Origin of the sequence: Pseudoalteromonas sp. DSM 26666 (genome assembly GCF_900116475.1) — a bacterium.
GTDB classification, from domain to species: domain Bacteria; phylum Pseudomonadota; class Gammaproteobacteria; order Enterobacterales; family Alteromonadaceae; genus Pseudoalteromonas; species Pseudoalteromonas tetraodonis.
Genome location: NZ_FPAR01000003.1, coordinates 296702 through 315432 on the forward strand (window position 1 = coordinate 296702; position 18731 = coordinate 315432).

Annotated in this window: 15 protein-coding genes and 1 tRNA gene; 9 read left to right on the plus strand and 7 right to left on the minus strand. The window is 40.2% G+C overall.

Annotated elements, in window-relative coordinates:
• Positions 1 to 5 precede the first annotated feature (5 nt).
• The 9 genes from BM380_RS07545 (at position 6) to BM380_RS07585 (ending at position 13824) form a co-directional block, all read left to right on the plus strand.
• Positions 6 to 82: transfer RNA gene (locus BM380_RS07545), tRNA-Arg, on the plus strand.
• Positions 83 to 933: 851 nt separating this feature from the next.
• Positions 934 to 3618 (plus strand): TonB-dependent receptor, encoded by a 2685-nt coding sequence (locus tag BM380_RS07550; RefSeq protein ID WP_090493800.1) that lies wholly within the window; start codon positions 934 to 936, stop codon positions 3616 to 3618.
• Positions 3619 to 3691: 73 nt separating this feature from the next.
• Positions 3692 to 4468, plus strand: coding sequence for a family 16 glycosylhydrolase (locus BM380_RS07555; RefSeq protein ID WP_024600785.1), 777 nt, complete (start codon positions 3692 to 3694; stop codon positions 4466 to 4468).
• 50 nt (positions 4469 to 4518) lie between these two features.
• Positions 4519 to 7047: a glycoside hydrolase family 3 protein gene (locus tag BM380_RS07560; protein ID WP_090493802.1), complete on the plus strand. Its 2529-nt coding sequence runs from the start codon at positions 4519 to 4521 to the stop codon at positions 7045 to 7047.
• 133 nt (positions 7048 to 7180) lie between these two features.
• The gene (locus tag BM380_RS07565; protein WP_033102579.1) at positions 7181 to 8164 is read left to right on the plus strand and encodes a sensor histidine kinase; all 984 of its coding nucleotides are present in this window, start codon (positions 7181 to 7183) and stop codon (positions 8162 to 8164) included.
• Positions 8164 to 8958, plus strand: a complete 795-nt coding sequence (locus tag BM380_RS07570) for a LytR/AlgR family response regulator transcription factor (RefSeq protein ID WP_024600782.1) — start codon at positions 8164 to 8166, stop codon at positions 8956 to 8958. Before BM380_RS07565 ends, BM380_RS07570 begins: the two co-directional genes overlap by 1 nt.
• A 565-nt stretch (positions 8959 to 9523) precedes the next feature.
• On the plus strand, positions 9524 to 10696 hold the full coding sequence (locus BM380_RS07575) for an exo-beta-N-acetylmuramidase NamZ family protein (protein WP_090493805.1): 1173 nt from the start codon (positions 9524 to 9526) through the stop codon (positions 10694 to 10696).
• A gap of 30 nt (positions 10697 to 10726) precedes the next feature.
• The gene (gene pbp4b, locus BM380_RS07580; protein WP_090493931.1) at positions 10727 to 12367 is read left to right on the plus strand and encodes a penicillin binding protein PBP4B; all 1641 of its coding nucleotides are present in this window, start codon (positions 10727 to 10729) and stop codon (positions 12365 to 12367) included.
• 80 nt (positions 12368 to 12447) lie between these two features.
• Positions 12448 to 13824, plus strand: coding sequence for a Na+/H+ antiporter NhaC family protein (locus tag BM380_RS07585; RefSeq protein WP_016900520.1), 1377 nt, complete (start codon positions 12448 to 12450; stop codon positions 13822 to 13824).
• 209 nt (positions 13825 to 14033) lie between these two features.
• Here BM380_RS07585 and BM380_RS07590 read toward each other — a convergent pair whose 3' ends face one another.
• The 7 genes from BM380_RS07590 to BM380_RS07620 all read right to left on the minus strand — a co-directional run bounded on the left by BM380_RS07590 (position 14034) and on the right by BM380_RS07620 (position 18675).
• Entirely contained in the window at positions 14034 to 14831 is a 798-nt protein-coding gene (locus BM380_RS07590; protein ID WP_090493807.1) for a hypothetical protein, read from the minus strand.
• Positions 14832 to 14988: 157 nt separating this feature from the next.
• Positions 14989 to 15600, minus strand: a complete 612-nt coding sequence (locus tag BM380_RS07595) for a hypothetical protein (RefSeq protein ID WP_090493809.1) — start codon at positions 15598 to 15600, stop codon at positions 14989 to 14991.
• Positions 15587 to 16177 carry an RNA polymerase sigma factor gene (locus BM380_RS07600; protein ID WP_090493811.1) on the minus strand — a complete coding sequence of 197 codons (591 nt, stop codon included), beginning with the start codon at positions 16175 to 16177 and terminating at the stop codon, positions 15587 to 15589. Before BM380_RS07600 ends, BM380_RS07595 begins: the two co-directional genes overlap by 14 nt.
• Positions 16178 to 16191: 14 nt before the next feature.
• Positions 16192 to 16824, minus strand: a complete 633-nt coding sequence (locus BM380_RS07605) for an energy transducer TonB (RefSeq protein WP_090493813.1) — start codon at positions 16822 to 16824, stop codon at positions 16192 to 16194.
• A gap of 141 nt (positions 16825 to 16965) precedes the next feature.
• Positions 16966 to 17646 carry a DUF799 domain-containing protein gene (locus BM380_RS07610; RefSeq protein ID WP_090493815.1) on the minus strand — a complete coding sequence of 227 codons (681 nt, stop codon included), beginning with the start codon at positions 17644 to 17646 and terminating at the stop codon, positions 16966 to 16968.
• 1 nt (position 17647) lies between these two features.
• On the minus strand, positions 17648 to 17995 hold the full coding sequence (locus tag BM380_RS07615; RefSeq protein WP_090493816.1) for a DUF4810 domain-containing protein: 348 nt from the start codon (positions 17993 to 17995) through the stop codon (positions 17648 to 17650).
• The gene (locus tag BM380_RS07620; protein ID WP_090493818.1) at positions 17992 to 18675 is read right to left on the minus strand and encodes a CsgG/HfaB family protein; all 684 of its coding nucleotides are present in this window, start codon (positions 18673 to 18675) and stop codon (positions 17992 to 17994) included. Before BM380_RS07620 ends, BM380_RS07615 begins: the two co-directional genes overlap by 4 nt.
• Positions 18676 to 18731: the final 56 nt, after the last annotated feature.

Sequence of the window (18731 nt, forward strand, 5' to 3'; positions counted from 1 at the left end):
AAAGTGGGCGCATAGCTCAGCTGGATAGAGTACCTGGCTACGAACCAGGCGGTCGGAGGTTCGAATCCTCCTGCGCCCACCACTTTCTATTACTATTAAAGTTAATAGAAAAGAAACCGACGAAAGTCGGTTTTTTTATGTCTGAAATTTGAGAAAGCTTTCAGATATCAGTTAAACCTAATGATACATACTGCCAAATCTTCCATTCAGTCACTTCTCTAAAAGCGCAGCGCCTCTTAACCTCTTTGTGAATAACCCCCTTAAAAACTTAAATGCACAAAGAGAAATGAAAGAGGAGTAAATGAGAAGTTCAAAATCACCATTTAAAAGCCTGTAAGCTGCGGTCTATAAATAATATCACCGCAACTTTTTATGTAGACGTAGAGCTTGCGACTTATAAAGTTTTAATTACTTCTCTAAAAGCGCAGCGCCTCTTAACCACTTTGTGAATAACGCCCTTAAAAACCTAAATGCACAAAGAGAAATGAAAGAGGGGTAAATGAGAAGTTCAAAATCACCATGAGTATTTAAACGCCTGTAAGCTACGGTCTATAAATAATATCACCACAACGTTTTAATGTAGACGAAGAGCTTGCTTGCTCACGTAGATGTGCCGTTTCCTCTAGCTACGAACAGGCTATCATAGGTTAACCCTTACAAGAGATATCCTGCGTCTACCGCTTTTATAAATAAGCCGACACTAAGTCGGTTTTTTTGTGTCTGAAATAGAATCAAAAGGCTAAACTACGAGGAAAATACTTGAGGTTTATCTGGCTTTAGCTTCAAAAATTAGAAGGTGATTTCGGTTTGTATTATATCTAACTCGTCTTGGCGTATTTGACTAGTAATAAAAATAATCGATATGGATACTATGAGACTGTTAAATAAAAGTAACAAAGTTTAACGTTTACACACACATCCAAAAGGTCAAACATGCACACAATAAATAAAACAGCACTATCAATAGCCGTTGCGTTGGCTTGTTCAATGCCATTGAATGCTCAAGAAGCTTCTACGGATAAAGAGCAAGCGTCAGAAAAAGAAACAGTTTCATTAGAAATCATTTCGGTAACAGCAACTAAGCGAAAAACAAGATTAATGGAAACACCTGTTGCCATTACAGCATTAACTGAAGCCGAGCTGAAAAGAAACGGTGTTAATAGCGTTAAGGATATTGCTAACTTAGTCCCTGGCTTAGATATTTCAACTGCAACAGATCAAGCTGCGCCGGTTATTTCAATGCGAGGTGTACGCTCTACTAATATTACTGAGCTTGGCGATCCGGCTGTGGGTGTTCACCTTGATGGTATTTACTCACCACGTATGCAAGGTGCCCTTGCATTGATGTACGACATAGACAGAGTTGAAGCTCTAAGGGGTCCACAAGGCACTCTATTTGGTCGTAACTCAACGGTGGGTAGTATTAATGTTATTTCAGCAAAACCAGAGTTTACCGGTTTATATGGCAACGTCAGTATTGAAGCGGGAAACTTTAATAGTAAAAATATTGATGCAGTCTTAAATATTCCTATTAATGATGAATTTGCCGTTAGGTTTTCAGGAAAAGGCTTGAAACGGGATTCTTATTTAGAAGGGTATTACGATCCTAACCAATATGACTCAAGACGCTTAAGCGACGATATTCTTAATGCGCCAGTAATCTCTGAAGATTCTTATCAAGGCGTGGGTCAAACAATTACCCAACGAGAAAACTGGTGGATAGATGGCGCTGGCACAGATCCAGAAGCGCAAAAAGTTCGCGCGCTAACACCGGCTGATAAAAGCAATTTTTACAATAATGCTGATGAATATTCATTTAGAATTAGCACATTGTGGGAGCCTTTGGACGGCAATTTTTCAAACCACACTGTTTTTCAAAAGTATGTAAATGACAGCAATAACAACCTAGATTTAGTTAACTGCGATAAAATTCGCGGCAGAAGTGCTGAACTAGGGGGAGACTGCACTAACTTTTTACCCAGCGATAATACTTATCAGGCGGTTGTAAATGTGCCCGGTAAGCTTAATTTAGATATCACGTACTTAAGAAACACCCTTAATTACAACATAAACGATGAATATTCACTTGTCTGGTTATTGGGCTATGAAGATATGGAACGCTCTTCAGCACAAGATAGTGAAGTAGGTTTAGACCCTTGGGATGGCGCAACTTACTTTTTAGACGGCACTGGCGCAGAGTCTTTTTCAACTGAGCTGCAAATACAATCTGATGAATATGGCGACTTTATCTGGATTGCAGGTATTAATTACTTTCATGAAAGAACAAAAACCTTAGGTTATTACGATAATCCTATGGATGACAAAGCGTTTTGGGATCAACCCGATCGTTCTACCGACGCCCTCGCATTATTTGGTCAAGGTACATACAACTTAACTGAAAAGTTACACCTAACACTTGGCTATCGATTTAGTGATGAAACAAAAGAAGATAAAGGCGGAAAAACCTATCGCTGTTCTAATGCTGATGGCTGCGCCGTAGGTTGGTTAAATAGAACTGATTTAAATAACCTTCCTGTTGACTACTACGAAGATCCTTCTATTTATGCGTCATACTTTGAAAACGACAATAAGGGAGGTTGGAAACACCATGATTTTCGTGTTGGTTTAGATTATGACATTTCACCTGAAACCATGGTTTATACCTATCTTGCCAGTGGCTTTAAAGCCGGTGGTATTGGTGATGTTTACGAAGTGGTAAATGACAGAACCGGTGACGTTACTCGTTTTGAAACCAAGTTCGACCCAGAAGAAGTACTAACATGGGAATTGGGTGCTAAATCGAGCTTTTTTGATAACTCATTAAACCTAAAAGCCGCATTTTTCTACACAGATTACACCGACATGCAATACGCATCAGTGGGCTCTATTGGTAACGTAGAGCGTTTATCTGTGGTAGAAGATGAAGATGGCTCTCCCGTTTTAGACGGTAATGGCGAGCCTGTACTCGATTTTCAAAACAAGCCAGTTATAGCTTACTACACACAAAATGTCCCTGGCTCAACAATAAAAGGGATTGAGCTTGAGTTTGATTGGAAGCCGTATCCAAATGGTCGAATTAGTGGTTACGTAACGTGGACTGATGCAAAAGTTACTGAAGATTGGAATACTAAATGGGATTACGACGCGGAGTATCTGTTTGATATTTCTTATGAAGAATCAAAAAATCCTGAAAATACCCTGTTAGCTACCAATCTTAAGGGGAATAATTTAGCAATGACCCCTGAGTTTACCGCCAATATCAGTTACACACATACACTCAACTTAGGAGAGTATGGTTTTGTTCACGCATGGTTAAATGCCAGTTGGAAAGATGAGTCGTACTCAACGGTATGGAATGTTGATAAACATTTAGATGACATGGATTTTCAAGTGCCAGATGAAGCAACAAAATATATCGATGATAGCCGCGATGCGTTTGCCGTATTTAACGCCTCTATTAAGTATGAGCCGCAAGGACAAAACTGGTTTGCAGAAGTGTTTGTTAATAATGCTTCAGATGAAACTATTCAATACTGGAATAATACTGGTAAGGGGATCCCAAAAGGCAGCTTTGGTATGCCGAGATACTACGGTATGAGAGCGGGTTTTTCATTCTAAACAACCGAGTAAAAGTTACCCTCCTACAGGCTAAAGTACTGTAGGAGGTGCTTGATTAAATAAGGATTTAATAATGAAAACGAAGTTAATTTCAACCTTAGTTGCTGGCCTTATAGTTATTTCACCCGCCACATACGCTAACTATTTTAAAGACGATTTTTCGTGGGGATTTGACACGACTCTTTGGAGTGCACGTAGTGGCGATAATGGCTCACCTTTTGGCTGCGAATTTGTCCCAAGAATGATTAACCCAAGTCAACACGGCATCACCCTTTCTCTATCACAAGGTGCATGTGCTGAGCTGCAAAGTAATCACTTTTATAGTTTTGGTAAGGTACAAGGCAGTGTTAAGTCGGGCAATATCGCCGGTACCGTGTCTTCTATTTTTACTTATACCTCATGGTGGGATTCGCCAGGACGCGCATGGCAAGAAATAGATATCGAACTATTACCTTCTTTAGGCAATGTTGTTCATACCAATGTGATTTACCAGCCCCAAGGAGGCACGTATCAAAGTTGGGAAAAGGATATCGATTTAAGCCAGTTTGGGCTTGATTACAGAGAAAACTTATTAACCATTGGCTTTGATTGGTCAAGCTCATCAATTCGTTGGTATCTGTACGACTCACAAGGAAACGAGAAAACAATTAGAGTGATGTACAAAGACAATGGGGATGGCGTAATAGCCGATAATGAAATTCCCGGCTATGCATGGCCAATTGATAAAACAAAAATAATGATTAACCAGTGGAATGGTGACAACTCGACTCAAGGGAATTACTTTCCGGGTCAATACTACGACAGCCCTTCATGGGCATATTATGATTTTATTGAATATATTCCACACTAAATTAATCAGTCCGTATTTTATAAAACAGTATTTAATCTCGAAGGTTTTAAATGTCGAAAATAAAACACCCTAAATTATTACTTTGCTTATTGCCTGTTTTTGGCATGTTCAACTGTCAAAATGTATTGAGTGCAGACAATCAGCAAGTTAACTGGCCTTATGTGAATACGCAACTTAAGCGTGATCCAGCCGTTGAAAAACAGATTGATAAACTGCTCGCAACAATGACTTTAGAGCAAAAAGTGGCGCAAATGATCCAGCCAGAAATTGGTTATTTAAGTGTAGAGCAAATGAAAAAGTATGGATTTGGCTCTTATCTAAATGGCGGAAATACTGCCCCTTACGGAAATAAACGAGCGGATCAAGCTACTTGGTTAAAATACGCAGATGAAATGTACCTAGCCTCTATGGATTCGACCATAGATGGTATTGCGATCCCGACGGTATGGGGAACCGATGCCATGCATGGGCATAGTAATGTGTATGGCGCTACGTTATTTCCGCACAATATTGGCTTAGGAGCTGCGCATGATGCTGATTTAATTAAACGCATAGGCCAAGCAACAGCAAAGGAAGTATCTGCTACAGGGATTGAATGGAGTTTTGCGCCTACTGTTGCTGTAGTTAGAGATGATCGCTGGGGCAGAACTTATGAAAGTTACTCAGAAGACCCTGAATTAGTTAGGTTGTATGCAGGTAGTATGGTGACCGGTATTCAAGGTGACATAGGCGCTGACTTTTTAAAAGGCAGTAACCGTATTGCCACCGCTAAGCACTTTGTGGGTGATGGTGGCACTGAGCGAGGCGTTGATCGCGGAAATACGCTTATCGATGAAAAAGGATTAAGAGATATTCACAGCGCAGGTTATTTTTCTGCTATTAATGAAGGCGTGCAATCAGTGATGGCATCCTTTAATAGTTGGAATGGCAAACGTGTACATGGCGATAAGCATTTATTAACGGATGTACTTAAAAACCAACTTGGCTTTGATGGGTTTGTAGTTAGTGATTGGAATGCGCATAAGTTTGTAGAAGGCTGCGATTTAGAGCAATGCGCCCAAGCCATAAACGCAGGTGTTGATGTAATCATGGTGCCAGAGCATTTTGAAGCCTTTTATCATAATACTGTTAAGCAAGTGAAAGAGGGGGTAATAGCCGAATCAAGAATAAACGATGCGGTTAGACGCTTTTTAAGGGCTAAAATCCGCTGGGGGGTGTTTACAAAGGGTAAACCATCAGCACGACCTGAATCACAACACCCGCAGTGGTTAGGCGCTAATGAGCATCGTACTTTGGCAAGAGAAGCGGTTCGCAAGTCACTCGTTCTATTAAAAAACAACGAAAACGTTTTGCCAATTAAAGCGCATAGTCGCATCTTAGTTGCCGGTAAAGGCGCCAATGCAATCAATATGCAAGCAGGTGGCTGGAGCGTTTCTTGGCAGGGCACAGACAATACTAATAGCGACTTTCCAAATGCGACCTCTATTTATGCAGGTTTAAAGTCACAAGTATTAAAAGCAGGCGGTGAAATAAGCTTAAGTGAGTCTGGTGACTATAAAACCAAGCCAGATGTAGCCATTGTTGTTATTGGTGAAGAACCTTATGCTGAGTGGTTTGGTGATATAGAAATGCTAGAGTTTCAGCATGAAAGCAAACACGCTCTTGCACTGCTGAAAAAACTTAAGGCAGACAATATTCCGGTAGTTACCGTATTTTTAAGTGGTCGCCCGCTTTGGGTCAATAAAGAACTCAATGCATCAGATGCCTTTGTTGCTGCATGGTTACCAGGCTCTGAGGGTGAGGGAGTTGCAGACGTATTACTAACAGATAAAAACGGTAACAGCCAGTTTGATTTTAGCGGTAAGTTGAGTTTTTCGTGGCCTAAATACGACGATCAATTTAGCCTTAACTTAGGCGATGTAAATTACGACCCGCTCTTTGCCTATGGCTACGGGCTAACTTATCAAGACACAGTAAACATACCTGTTGTGAGTGAAACTACAAGCCCTAAAAAAATCGTTAAAAGCGATGCACACCCATTGTTCGTAAAAAGTTTAGCTAAAAATCTCACTTGGGCGTTAGCTGATACAACAGCAAAGGTTTTAACTAGTGGTTCATCGGCCACCAGTGGCGATAAAAAAAGTTTGTTAATGCAATCGGTTAATTTATCGTATCAAGAGGATGCAAGGCAGTTTAAGTGGCAATCTCAATCCTCAGATGCAACGCTTAGCCTAAGTTACTTAAAACCTACGCTACTCGAACGCAAATTTAAATCAGGTTACCTTGAACTAAAGATGCGATTAGATAAAGCTCCAGAGCAAGGTGCTCAGTTACAAGTAATGTGTAATTTAGATAACTGTTTAAGAAGTATTGATTTTTCATCGTTTGAAAAAACAATGGCAGATAAGCGCTGGCATACTTTATCAATCGCACTCAATTGCGCCGATAGCGAACTGATTGAACAATCTATGTCAGATGTAATTCGTATTTCAGCTCAGCGTTTAAGTTTAGCAGTTGCAGATATCGCGTTGACTGCAAAACCTAATAATGACGCATTATCAATCACGTGCTCAAAATAAATAAGGCAAAGGCAGTTGATAATAAGTAAGCTATTCAACTGCCTTTAAAGTTGGACGTATTAATTTGAATTCCAAAAATCCCAGAAGTCATCTTTTCTGGTTGTTTCAGAGCTGCGGTTGGATTGTGTATGCAATGCTGACCGAGCTAATGATAAAAATACCAAGCGACGAGCCATGGTCGATACATATTCCGCATTTAGTTATTGATGTAGCGTGTGGCTTTTTAATCACCTTACTTTTAAGAAGGGCTTATAACTGCTCAAATAGGCAAGGGATTAAAGTTAAAATAGCACTGCATCTGGTGCTACTGTTAACTGCCACATTAATTTGGACACAAATTAAATGGGCGTCTTTACAGTGGTTATATGGCAATTGGTGGCTTTCCATGTCGTGGTTTGACTTTGGTACATGGACGTCTGCATCGTTAACTATGCTCTCAACATGGACTGCTTTTTATTACGGGATCAAAATATATCTCGACAATTTAGAGCAAACTCAAAAAGCCGCCGAAGCAACACACCTTGCTAAAGAATCACAGCTTAAAATGCTTCGATATCAGCTTAATCCGCACTTTATGTTTAACAGCATTAATGCTATTTGCACCTTAATCTTAAAAAAAGAAAGTGTGCAGGCAGTGAATATGCTCGAAAAGCTTTGTGATCTTCTGCGCCATAGTTTGTATACCGATCCGCTTGAAAAAGTAGCGATTAAAGAAGAAATTGCCATTTTAAAAACTTACTTAGATATAGAGCAATGTCGATTTACTGACCGGTTAGAGGTTAATATTAACGTTGATGAACCATGCAACGATTTATTAATACCTTCTTTATTAATTCAACCATTGGTAGAAAACGCGTTAAAACATGGTATGCGAGCAGATCAAAAAATGGTGATCACAATTAAAGTTGAAAAAACAAAAACCGCATTGCTCATTAAAGTTGCAGATACTGGTAAAGGGTTTGACGATAATAAAAAATCGAAAAGGGGCATTGGCTTGGCTAATTGCGAGCAACGCTTAAAATTAATGTATGGAAATAGCCATCGCATTGAGAAAGGCAATGGCAAATCAGGCGGCGCATGGCTTTGTATTTCTCTTCCTATTAATGGTTTGCAATAATGATTCAATTAAAAACATTACTTGTTGACGATGAATACAGCGCTATTGAAGGGTTGCGTATTCGTTTAGAGGCCTTTGCTGAAATTGAAGTGATTGGCAGTGCACAAAGTGTTGATGACGCTATTAACGTACTTAACAAACATGACGTTGATTTAGTGTTTCTAGATATAGAAATGCCAACAAAATCAGGCTTTGAACTAATTAAATATTTTCAACCAGAAAGCTGTCCAGCGGTTATTTTTGTTACTGCGTTTCACCAGCATGCCGTTAAAGCATTTGAGGTAAGAGCCCTTGACTACTTACTCAAGCCCGTTAAGTTAGCTCGCCTTGCAGAAGCCATAGAAAGGGTAGTAAAAACAGAGCAACTCCACAGAAAAAACACATTGATTGAAGTACACCAATCGCTGATAGAAAACGAACATCAAGAATTAGAAAGCTCAAAAAACTCAGAATATAAATTTGAAGCCGAAAACTTAGTCATCCAAGATGCTAAAAACCCAATTCAAATAATTCCGTTTAAAGATATTTTATGGATTGATGCCGCAGGCGATTATATGTGTGTTCATACACTGGCTGAAACCCATGTAATGCGTGCGCGTTTAAAAGATCTTGAAAAAAATACCCTGCCAGAAGACTTCTTACGCATACATAAATCAACCATTGTTAATTTAAGCCACATTAAACAGCTCAACCCATTACGTAATTCTGAATATATGGCGGTGTTAGATAACGAAAAAACACTCAAGGTAAGCAGAACGTACAGTAAAAACTTAAAGAGCTTAATAAAACAATAACGGTGGTTTTTTGGTAACACCACCGCCAACATTATCAATGTGGACGGAGAGCTTGCTTAAGTTAGAGGCGCAGCTTCTGATTTATAATGTTTTAATCACTTCTCTAAAAGCGCAGCGCCTCTTAATCTCTTTGTGAATAACGCCCTTACAAACTTAAATGCACAAAGAGAAGTGAATGAGGAGTAAATGAGACGTTCAAAATCACCATGAGTATTTAAACACCAGCAAGCTACATTCTACAAATAATATCACCGCAATTTTTCAATGTGGACGTAGAGCTTACTCACGTTAGAAACACAGTTTCTCATTGCTAAAACCTGCGCGAGGTAAACTCCCGCCTACAATATAAAAATTGCGCTTGCAAAAGGCTCGGTGTTTTATTTTTATTACCTGACCGCTGACCGCTGACCGCTGACCGCTGACCGCTGACCGCTGACCGCTGACCGCTGACCGCTGACCGCTGACCGCTGACCGCTGACCGCTGACCGCTAATTCTTAAAACCTAAGCTGCTCTTTAAACTTAGCTGTGTTATTTTAAATGCCTTGTTTAAAAGGATCTTGCTGTATGTTTAAAACCGTGTTTTTTACCTTCTTTTTTATACTAAGTGCACTTTTTACCGTTGCTACACATGCAAATGAGGCTAAACATGCAATCGCCGTTGGTGCAGAGCAATTTGCTTTGTATGCACCCCAATTAAAAAACAAACGTGTAGGGCTGGTGGTTAACCAAACCTCTCTTGTGGGGCAAACGCATTTAGTTGATAGCTTGCTGGCTAAAAACATCAACATCACTAAAATTTTTGCACCTGAGCATGGCTTTCGAGGCGATCACGATGCCGGTGCTCATGTACAAAACGCCGTTGATAGCAAAACCGGTATTGCGCTTATTTCTATTTACGGTAAAAACAAAAAGCCAACCCCCGAGTCATTGCAAAATGTAGATGTAATTATTTTTGATATTCAAGACGTGGGCGTACGCTTTTATACCTACATAAGCTCTATGCATTACATGATGGAAGCCGCGGCCGAGCAGGGTGTTGAATTTATAGTACTCGATAGGCCAAACCCAAATATTGCTTATGTTGACGGCCCATTATTAGAAGCAGAATTTAAATCGTTTGTGGGTATGCACCCAATCCCTGTACTGCATGGTATGACGGTAGGCGAGCTTGCTAACATGATCAAAGGTGAGGGGTGGATCAATCAGGCTCGTGATCTAAAGCTAAACGTGATCCCTGTTGCAGACTACACCCGCACAACGCCATACAGTTTGCCGGTAAAGCCAAGCCCTAATTTACCCAACGATCAATCAATTGCGCTTTATCCATCACTTTGCTTTTTTGAAGCCACTCCTATTAGTATAGGTAGGGGAACTGACTTTGCCTTTCAGGTTATTGGTTACTCGCCAGTGGCGCTTGGAGAATTTAGTTTTACCCCGCGTTCAATAAAAGGCGCAGCGCTTAATCCAAAGTTTAAAAACCAAATGGTGAAAGGGATTGATTTACGCCATAGTAATATCACAGGCTTAAACTTAAATTATTTAATTAATGCTTACCAGCAGCTTACACAGGCTAAACAGCTGTTTTTTGAACGTGCCGATTTTATGGATAAGCTCGCAGGAACTGATAAATTAAGGCTCGCCATAGAAGCAGGGCACTCAGTTGAGGAAATTAAACAAAGTTGGCAAGCCGGGCTTAAACAGTTTAAACAGCAAAGAGCGCCTTATTTGCTGTATTAATAAAAGGGATGCGTGCATTGGGCTTTAAAAATGATAAACAATAAAACGTACTATAAAGTAGTTATATTGCTGCTGAGCATTATTATTGCAGGCTGTAGTCGCTCTACAGCAATTAAATCAGAGCGCCCTTTAACGGCTAATCATATTAACGCGTTAGCTAATGCGCAGGTGATTGCTACCTTTCCTGAGCCAAATCCCAGCAGCAGAGAATATGTAAATAACCGCGGCACTTTTAAAGCCTACCGGGGCCGTGGACAACTATTGCTACAAAATGTCAGTGCGGTTAGCGCCGATATATACATCAATAATAAAAAGCTCTCTCTTAATGAGCCTTTACGCGCTGACACCGAGTACGACTTTAATTTAGGGCACTATACGCATAACGGCGTGAACACCTTTAAGGTAGAGAATATTCAACCTGCTGGCGGCAGTTTAACTCTGCGCTTTGCATTTGCTACCTTAGAAAATACCGCCACAAAAGAAATCGATTTTAGCCAAGTTGATACCTTAATTGAAAACGATATAAAAGCAGGCTTTCCAGGAGCAGTATTAGCGGTTGTTAAAGCGGGTAAGGTATTAAAATTAACCGCGTATGGCGATGCAAAACAATATCAGCAAAGTGATTTAATGCTTCTGCGCCCAGAGCCTATGCAAACCAATACCTTATTTGACTTAGCCTCAAATACTAAAATATTTGCTACTAACTTTGCATTAATGAAGTTGGTCAGCGAGGGACAGTTAAACATAAATCATACGGTGCATTCATACCTAAAAGAGTATCAGGGTAATGGCCGAGAGCACCGCCAAGTAAAAGACTTACTAACTCATAGTGCCGGTTATCCGCCAGTGTTTGATTTTCATCGAAAAGACACCGCTTACGGCGATGCGTTTTTCTCACAAACAAGCGAAACCACTAAACAGCTATTATTAACAAGCGTGCCATTAACCGCTGAACCTACAGCACCGCATGTTTACTCTGATATTGATTACATGATTTTAGGTGTTTTAATTGAGCGAATTAGCGGCCAACCACTCGATGAATACCTAGAGCAGCATATTTACGCGCCTTTAAAACTCAATAACACCTTATTTAATCCGCTTAAAAAAGGTTTTAATCGTCAGCAGTTTGCTGCCACGGAGCTTAGCGGTAATACTCGAGATGGGCGTATTCATTTTGTTAATATTCGCACCAATGTACTGCAAGGGCAGGTGCATGACGAACGTGCTTATTATTCGCTCGATGGTGTTGCAGGCCATGCGGGATTATTTAGTAACGCTCCCGATTTAGCTGTGCTGTGCCAAGTGCTGCTTAACAAAGGTGGTTATGGCGATACGCAAATTTTTAACGCTAGTAGCTTAGCGCAATTTTTAACGCCACAAAGCAGTGATGAAACCTACGGGTTAGGCTTTCGACTTGCTGGAAATAACCAAGCGCGGCGTTGGCACTTTGGCCCTTATGCCAGCGCTCAGGCCTATGGCCACACAGGGTGGACAGGCACAGTCACCGTGATTGATCCGGCTTACGATTTGGCCATTATTTTACTCACTAATGCGCGGCATACTCCTATTAAAGGCACTGAAAAGCGCTATCAATTCGTAGGGAAAAATTTTGAAACAGCGCAATACGGCTCTATTGTGTCGCTTGTTTATGAGGCATTATTAAATCAATAAGCGTTAGTAAGTGACTTAAGTGCTTATATCTATTAAGTTAAGTAAAGCGTCGTCATTATAAAAATAAATAAGGTTTGTTTATGCATTGGTATTCTATTTTACCGCCACTGATTGCCATTGCTATCGTGTTTTGGCGTAAAGAAGTGATTATGGCTCTTTTGGTGGCAGTGGCTTCATCAGAGTTTTTACTGGCCATTCAGGGCGAAGGAAATAGCGTATTTAATACATTTTTAAATACCATAGAGCGCATTATTTCGGTAGCAAGTTCGCCAGGTAATACCCGTATACTCATATTTAGTATTTTAATAGGCGCATTACTGGCTTATATTCGCGAATCTGGCGGTGTTGCTGCTACCGTTAATTTGCTAATGAACAAAGGTGTTGCTAAAAGTAAGCGCCAAGTGGGCTTTTTAACTATGTTTACCGGCGTAGCGGTATTTATAGAGTCAAACTTAAGTGTGCTTACCTCGGGTATTTTATCTCGCGGTCTGTTCGACAAATTTAAAATGAGCCGCGCGCGTTTAGCCTACATAATCGATAGCACCAGCGCCCCTGTGTGTATTTTAATATTACTAAACGGCTGGGGGGCATTCGTACTGGGCTTGCTAGGTAATTACGAATTAGGCGAGTCGGCCGTATCGGTGCTGTGGGGCAGTGTAGGCTATAACTTTTACGCCATAATCACCTTGGTTATTGTTTTTTATACCATTGCGTTCGATAAAGTACATGGCCCAATGAAAGTGGCTGAACAAAAACTAGAGCTACAAACAACCGAACTAAAAGAAGAAGTAAAAGGCTCTAAAGCACGTTTTATGCTAGTGCCACTGTTAACGCTAATTGTTAGCATGGTTGGCTTTATGTTTTACACCGGTAACGGGGTACTTGCCGAGGGTAGCGGTTCAAAATCAGTATTGTACGCCACGGTACTGGCTATTGTTGTGGCCTATTGCTTAATGATTAGTTCGCGTCAATTTACCCACCACCAACTTGTTGATACCGGCTTTAAAGGCATGGGCGAATTAATGCCGTTAGTGGCCATAGTGCTGTTGTCGCTTACACTGGGTGCAAGCTTAAAAGAGCTAGGTACAGGCGTGTTCGTGGCATCTTTGGTTGGCGATTACTTACCAATATATTTAATAGTGCCAGTACTGTTTTTAACCGGTGCGGTTATGTCGTTTACTACAGGCACCTCGTGGGGCACATTTGCCATACTTATCCCCATTGGCGTGCCGCTTATTCAAGCACTTGGTTTACCGCCATCGCTGGTGGTGGGCGCTATTTTAGGTGGCGGGATATTTGGCGATCACTGCTCGCCTATATCCGACACCAGCGCAGTATCGGCCATCGCCTCAGGTTGTGATTTACTCACCCACGTTAAAACTCAATTACCCTATGCATTAGTAGGCGGTGGCCTAACGTTTGTAGCTTACTTAGTAACGAGCTTAATTGTGTTGTAAATACATTTCAGAGCAAGACAGTTCCAAACACTCAAAAGCCTGCTTATTCGCAGGCTTTTTTGTTTACACGTAGGTTGGGTTGAGTGACATTAAACCTAACGGATCGCCAATCCACTTTGCAGCTTTAACGTTAAATATATGCATTATTTTTGTAGGCGCTTAGCTTGCTAGCGCGTCGGGCGTTAGCCCGAAATAAATTCAATATATAATTACTTAAAGTTGAGCCTAAATTTATGTTGTGTTGAGTAGTCTTTAAAATCAACTTCATGAAAATAAAATTTTTCACTTTCAGATCTTGCAGGAATAGTTTTGAATTTAGCTTTTTCTGTAGTAACAAATGAAAAAGGGAGTAAAATAAATAAGTTATTAAATTTACCGCTTAACATGTACCTCAACTTATCTTTAGAGCTCTCTTTAAATAACGTCACGCTCAACAGCTCCTTATTGTCACAACTCGGTAAACGGTACCCTATATTCGCCACAGCAGTATAATCAAAATCTCTAAATCCTTTATTAGATATAAGCCATTTAATTACGTCATCAAATATTGCTACGTCTTGATCTGGTAATAAAGATATTAAGCACTTAAGGAGTGCTTTGTAGACTTTAACATTTGAGAATTTTTGATTTGATATAATTACTTCTTTTGAAAATATGTCTGGCTCATCTTTTACCTCTATGAAATTACTTGTAGCAAATATTTTTCCGCCACCCTTAACATAAGAATTACTGTAACCCTTTTTACCTTTGATCTGTGTTATGAAAGAAGGAGGGATAAAGCGGCTTAAATGATTTTCAAAGTCAGAGAAAATAGAGTTACATTTATCACACTCATTTATTGTGAAGATACTTTTATTTCCTAAAAGCTCAGGCAGAGAGTGAGATAGGTTATTGTACGTTGCAGATCTTGACTTGCAAAACCTACACTCTGATGTATTTTTACCAATCTCTAAACGAGGATAAATACAATAATTTTTTTGGTTATGATCTAGTAAAATCTCTTTCATATTAAATTCATTTTATTTGAATATGATACTTTATATTAAGTGTTTTACTCGCTGGTTTGCGAGTGATAATTGTAGTTTTTAATTATAATTTGTAAGTTTAATTACATAGCTTTTTAAATTAAAAACTTAGTTTTAAGCGTAGATGTTACTACTACTTTTATGCCCCACACTGCCTAACTCCAACCCCCGCATGTTTAAGCCCTACAATCTGCCCTTTGCCGTTATGTGCCATAGCGAGCATGTCGCCGGTATTGATATTACTTTCAACTGCATGCTTTCCTTTTAAATCACTGAGCAGTGATTGTTTAATGTGTACCAGTACCTCGTCATTGCAGCTGGCTATGTACCAGTCATTATCGACCTTTACGAGCGTGCCGTATTCTATGTGGTGTTGCTGGTGTAGGCGTAAGTCGTTTGCTAGTTGGGTGTCGAGCGCGCGTTTTTGTTGCGTTATGGTACTTGCGTAGTTACCTGTTTGATCTATTTCATGCGTTGTTATAAACGAGTAGTTGTGTATGTCTATGGTGTTTAATACGGTTTTAGGGGAAGTGTTTATCACGTCGTTACTGTCGAGCACTATAAAAGCCAGTAAGCCCAATGCGCAGGTAAGGCTTGTGAGTTGCAGGGCAAAGCCAATCTTTTTAGGTTTTTTTTGAGCTACGCTGTGTTTTAACGCCTGTTGTTGAGCATGCGAAAGAGTGGTACATGCTTTTCGCTCGTTATAATGTTGTGTGAGCTTTTCATTAAACTGCTCATCAGGCTTGTTCATTACGGTCTCCTAATAATTGTTTTAGGTTTTGTTTGGCGTAGCGTAGCCTTGTTTTTATGGTTTGGGCGTTGCTTTGCGTTATAAGCTCTATGTCGGCAAGGCTAAAGCCTTCTTGTTGTAAGGTGATGGCTTCGCGCTGCACAAAGCTAAGTTGCTTGAGCGCAGTGTTAAATGCTTCGTAACTTATGTGTGTGTCGCCTATATGCGAATCACTACTTGTTAATTCACTTTGATTGTTATTTTGTGCAAGCCGTTGGCTGTTTTCGTCAAGCTCGACAAAGTGTTGCTGTTTGCGGTATTCGTCTATCAGAGTGTTACGTGCGAGTCGAAATAACCAGGCTTTAGGCGTGGTTTGTGCTTGGTAAAGGTGGCGCTTTTCAATAACCTTTAGCCATGTTTGTTGGCTTACGTCGTATGCTAAATGTGTATTAGATTGTGTAACTAGGTAGTGATATAAATCGTTACTGTATAAGGTAATAAGCTGCTCTAAGTGGCGGTTGTCGCCACTTTTTGCATACCGCGCCATGCAGTCTTTGCTTGGCGCTTCAAATAACCATGACTTAATACTCAATAGCATAGGCGCTTATTCCTTTACTGCGAACTGTCTAATTTAAAATCAAGCTGTACGGTTTGACCTGTTTGTAATTGTGCCACACCTTCAATTATTTTTGGACGATATTTCCAGCGTTTAATAGCGCGAAGTGCTTCGCGATCAAATATGCGTTTTGGTTCGGCATTTACTACTGTGGCATCAATGACTTCACCTGTGGGTGAAATATTAAAGCTAAGTTGCACCCAGCCTTCTATACCATCACGTGCTGCGCTAGTTGGGTATTTAGGATTTATGCGCACAATGGGTGAAGCATCTCCCGTAGGGCGGGCAAGTGTTTGCTTCATATCGTCACCAAGTCTGTCAATTACTATGGGTGGTGCTGTGCTTACTGCTGTTATTGGATCATTACTAGGTGTTACACGTGGTGGTGCTTTAGGCGGCATTTTAGGTGTGGGTGGAGGCGGTATTCTTTTAATATGCGTGGTTTGTTTATCTTCTGGTGCTTGAAAAATCTCAACAGTAATATCATCACCCAATTTGATAGGCGCTCTTTGCTCGCCACTAATTAAGTATTGCATAAAGGCAAATGCGATAAAGGTCATCGCAGCACCGCCAATAACAGCTGTTGATGTTTTGAACATGGGGTTTTTAGGGAATTCAAGTGTGTGCATAAGCCGCTCCAAATTAACTTATTATGTTGTTTCAGAGCTATAACGGCTGGCAAATAGAAAAGGGGTTAAATAGTTTTAAAATTTAATTTATTAAAAAGCCGAGTTAGTATTTAACTCGGCTTTTGTATATTTAATTACAAACTACTGTTTCTTTTCACTTAGCGCGGGCTGGCCGTAGTTTGGCGAGCGTGGGCCATACAATAAACCATTGTATGCATCTGATGAAAGCAAACGATTAGAAGTAATTGCAGCAATTTCAAAGCCTTTATCACTCACTGTTTCAGCAATTTGATTAATAGCTGCAACAACTAGCATTCCGACTAAACCACCACCAGTGTTGTTGTTTTGTTGCTCAGCAGACGATGCTCTTGCCTTATCCTGCCATAGGACTTCGCCAGTGCGTAAATCAACAAGTTTTGCTGATACAGTGACCGCTGTTTCACTTGAAATAACGACGTAGCTAGTACCGTATTCTTCAATGTTGATATATAAGGCTGAATCAGCACCAAAAATATCATGTAGCTTTTTAACGGGCACTTGGTGGATATCGTTTGCAACCGTTAAGCCATTACCTTTAAAGGTTTGATCAACAACCGCAACAGGAAATACATAAAAACCAGATTCAGCGATAGGAGTCATCATTTGTGTCATTACGCTATATGGCGCGATTACTTCTGGTGTGTTGTTTAAAGGAGGCAACACAAGAATTGAATGAGGATCTGCTTGTCTAAATGCACTGTAATCATGGCTCGGTGGCGGTGATACACAGCCTGCGAGTGCTGTTAATAATGTTGCGATAGAGATTATCTTTAAATAACGCATATTAAGCACCCTTTGCCGATTTTAGAAGAAAGTCGATGTACTGAACTGATTCAGGAAATAATTGTTTTTCTGTTTCAAAATGAGCAATACCTTTCACAGCATTGCCTGTATCAAAATACAGCATACCTAAATGAGCATGTAATCCTGGTGCTATTGCTTTACTGTTATTAGCTGCATCAGCAATAACCTGCTCTAGAATGGTTATTTGCTCTTCAACCGAAACTTCATCTGCTTTTAAATAAGCATAAACGGCGCTGTTGTAGTCACCGTAATAATAAAGAGGCTCTTTGGTGTTATTACATCCAGTAAGCGCAACGCATACTATAGCGGTAGCGATTAGCTTTTTCATGCTTTACTACCCCATTGACCCGATTCAAGACCAGTAACGAGCTTGTTTACCACTTCACGAATCGCTAAATCGAGTACTTTTCCGTTTAATGTTGCATCGTATGAAGCTGTGCTACCAAAGCCAACTACTTCACGCTCTGATAAGCTGTACTCACCAGCACCTTGTACTGAGTAAATAACTTCTGATGTTGTTACATCAACAATGTTAAGTGTTACTTTGGCGTATGCAATTTGCGACTTGCCTTTTCCTAATAAACCGAATAATTGGCGATCACCTATGGCTTTACGGCCAAATTCAGTTACATCGCCAGTTACTACAAACTTTGCACCGCTAATTACTTGCTTTGCGCCCGTTAATTTAGCTTCTTCTGCAAGTGCTTGCATATTGTCGCGGTCTAGCACACTAAAACGATTAGTTTGTTGTAAGTGGCTCATTAAGGTTGTTTTTGCTTGGCTACCTAAACGATCTTGGCCTGATGAAAAAATACCATTTTGAAAACTTGAGCGATTTACAAACTGACCCACAACCAATTTACTCTTGGTGCCAGAGTAAGTGGTGTTGTAAGTTGCTACTGTTGGTGTGTCTATTGCTTTTGAAGATGTTGTAGCACAACCAGATAAAGTAGCAGCTGCAAGTGCAGCAATAAGAGTTGTTGCAAGATGTTTTTTATTTTTTAACATGAATTTTCCAATGTTCGTAGAGGATATAGTTAAACGAACGCTTGGAGATGTGTTTA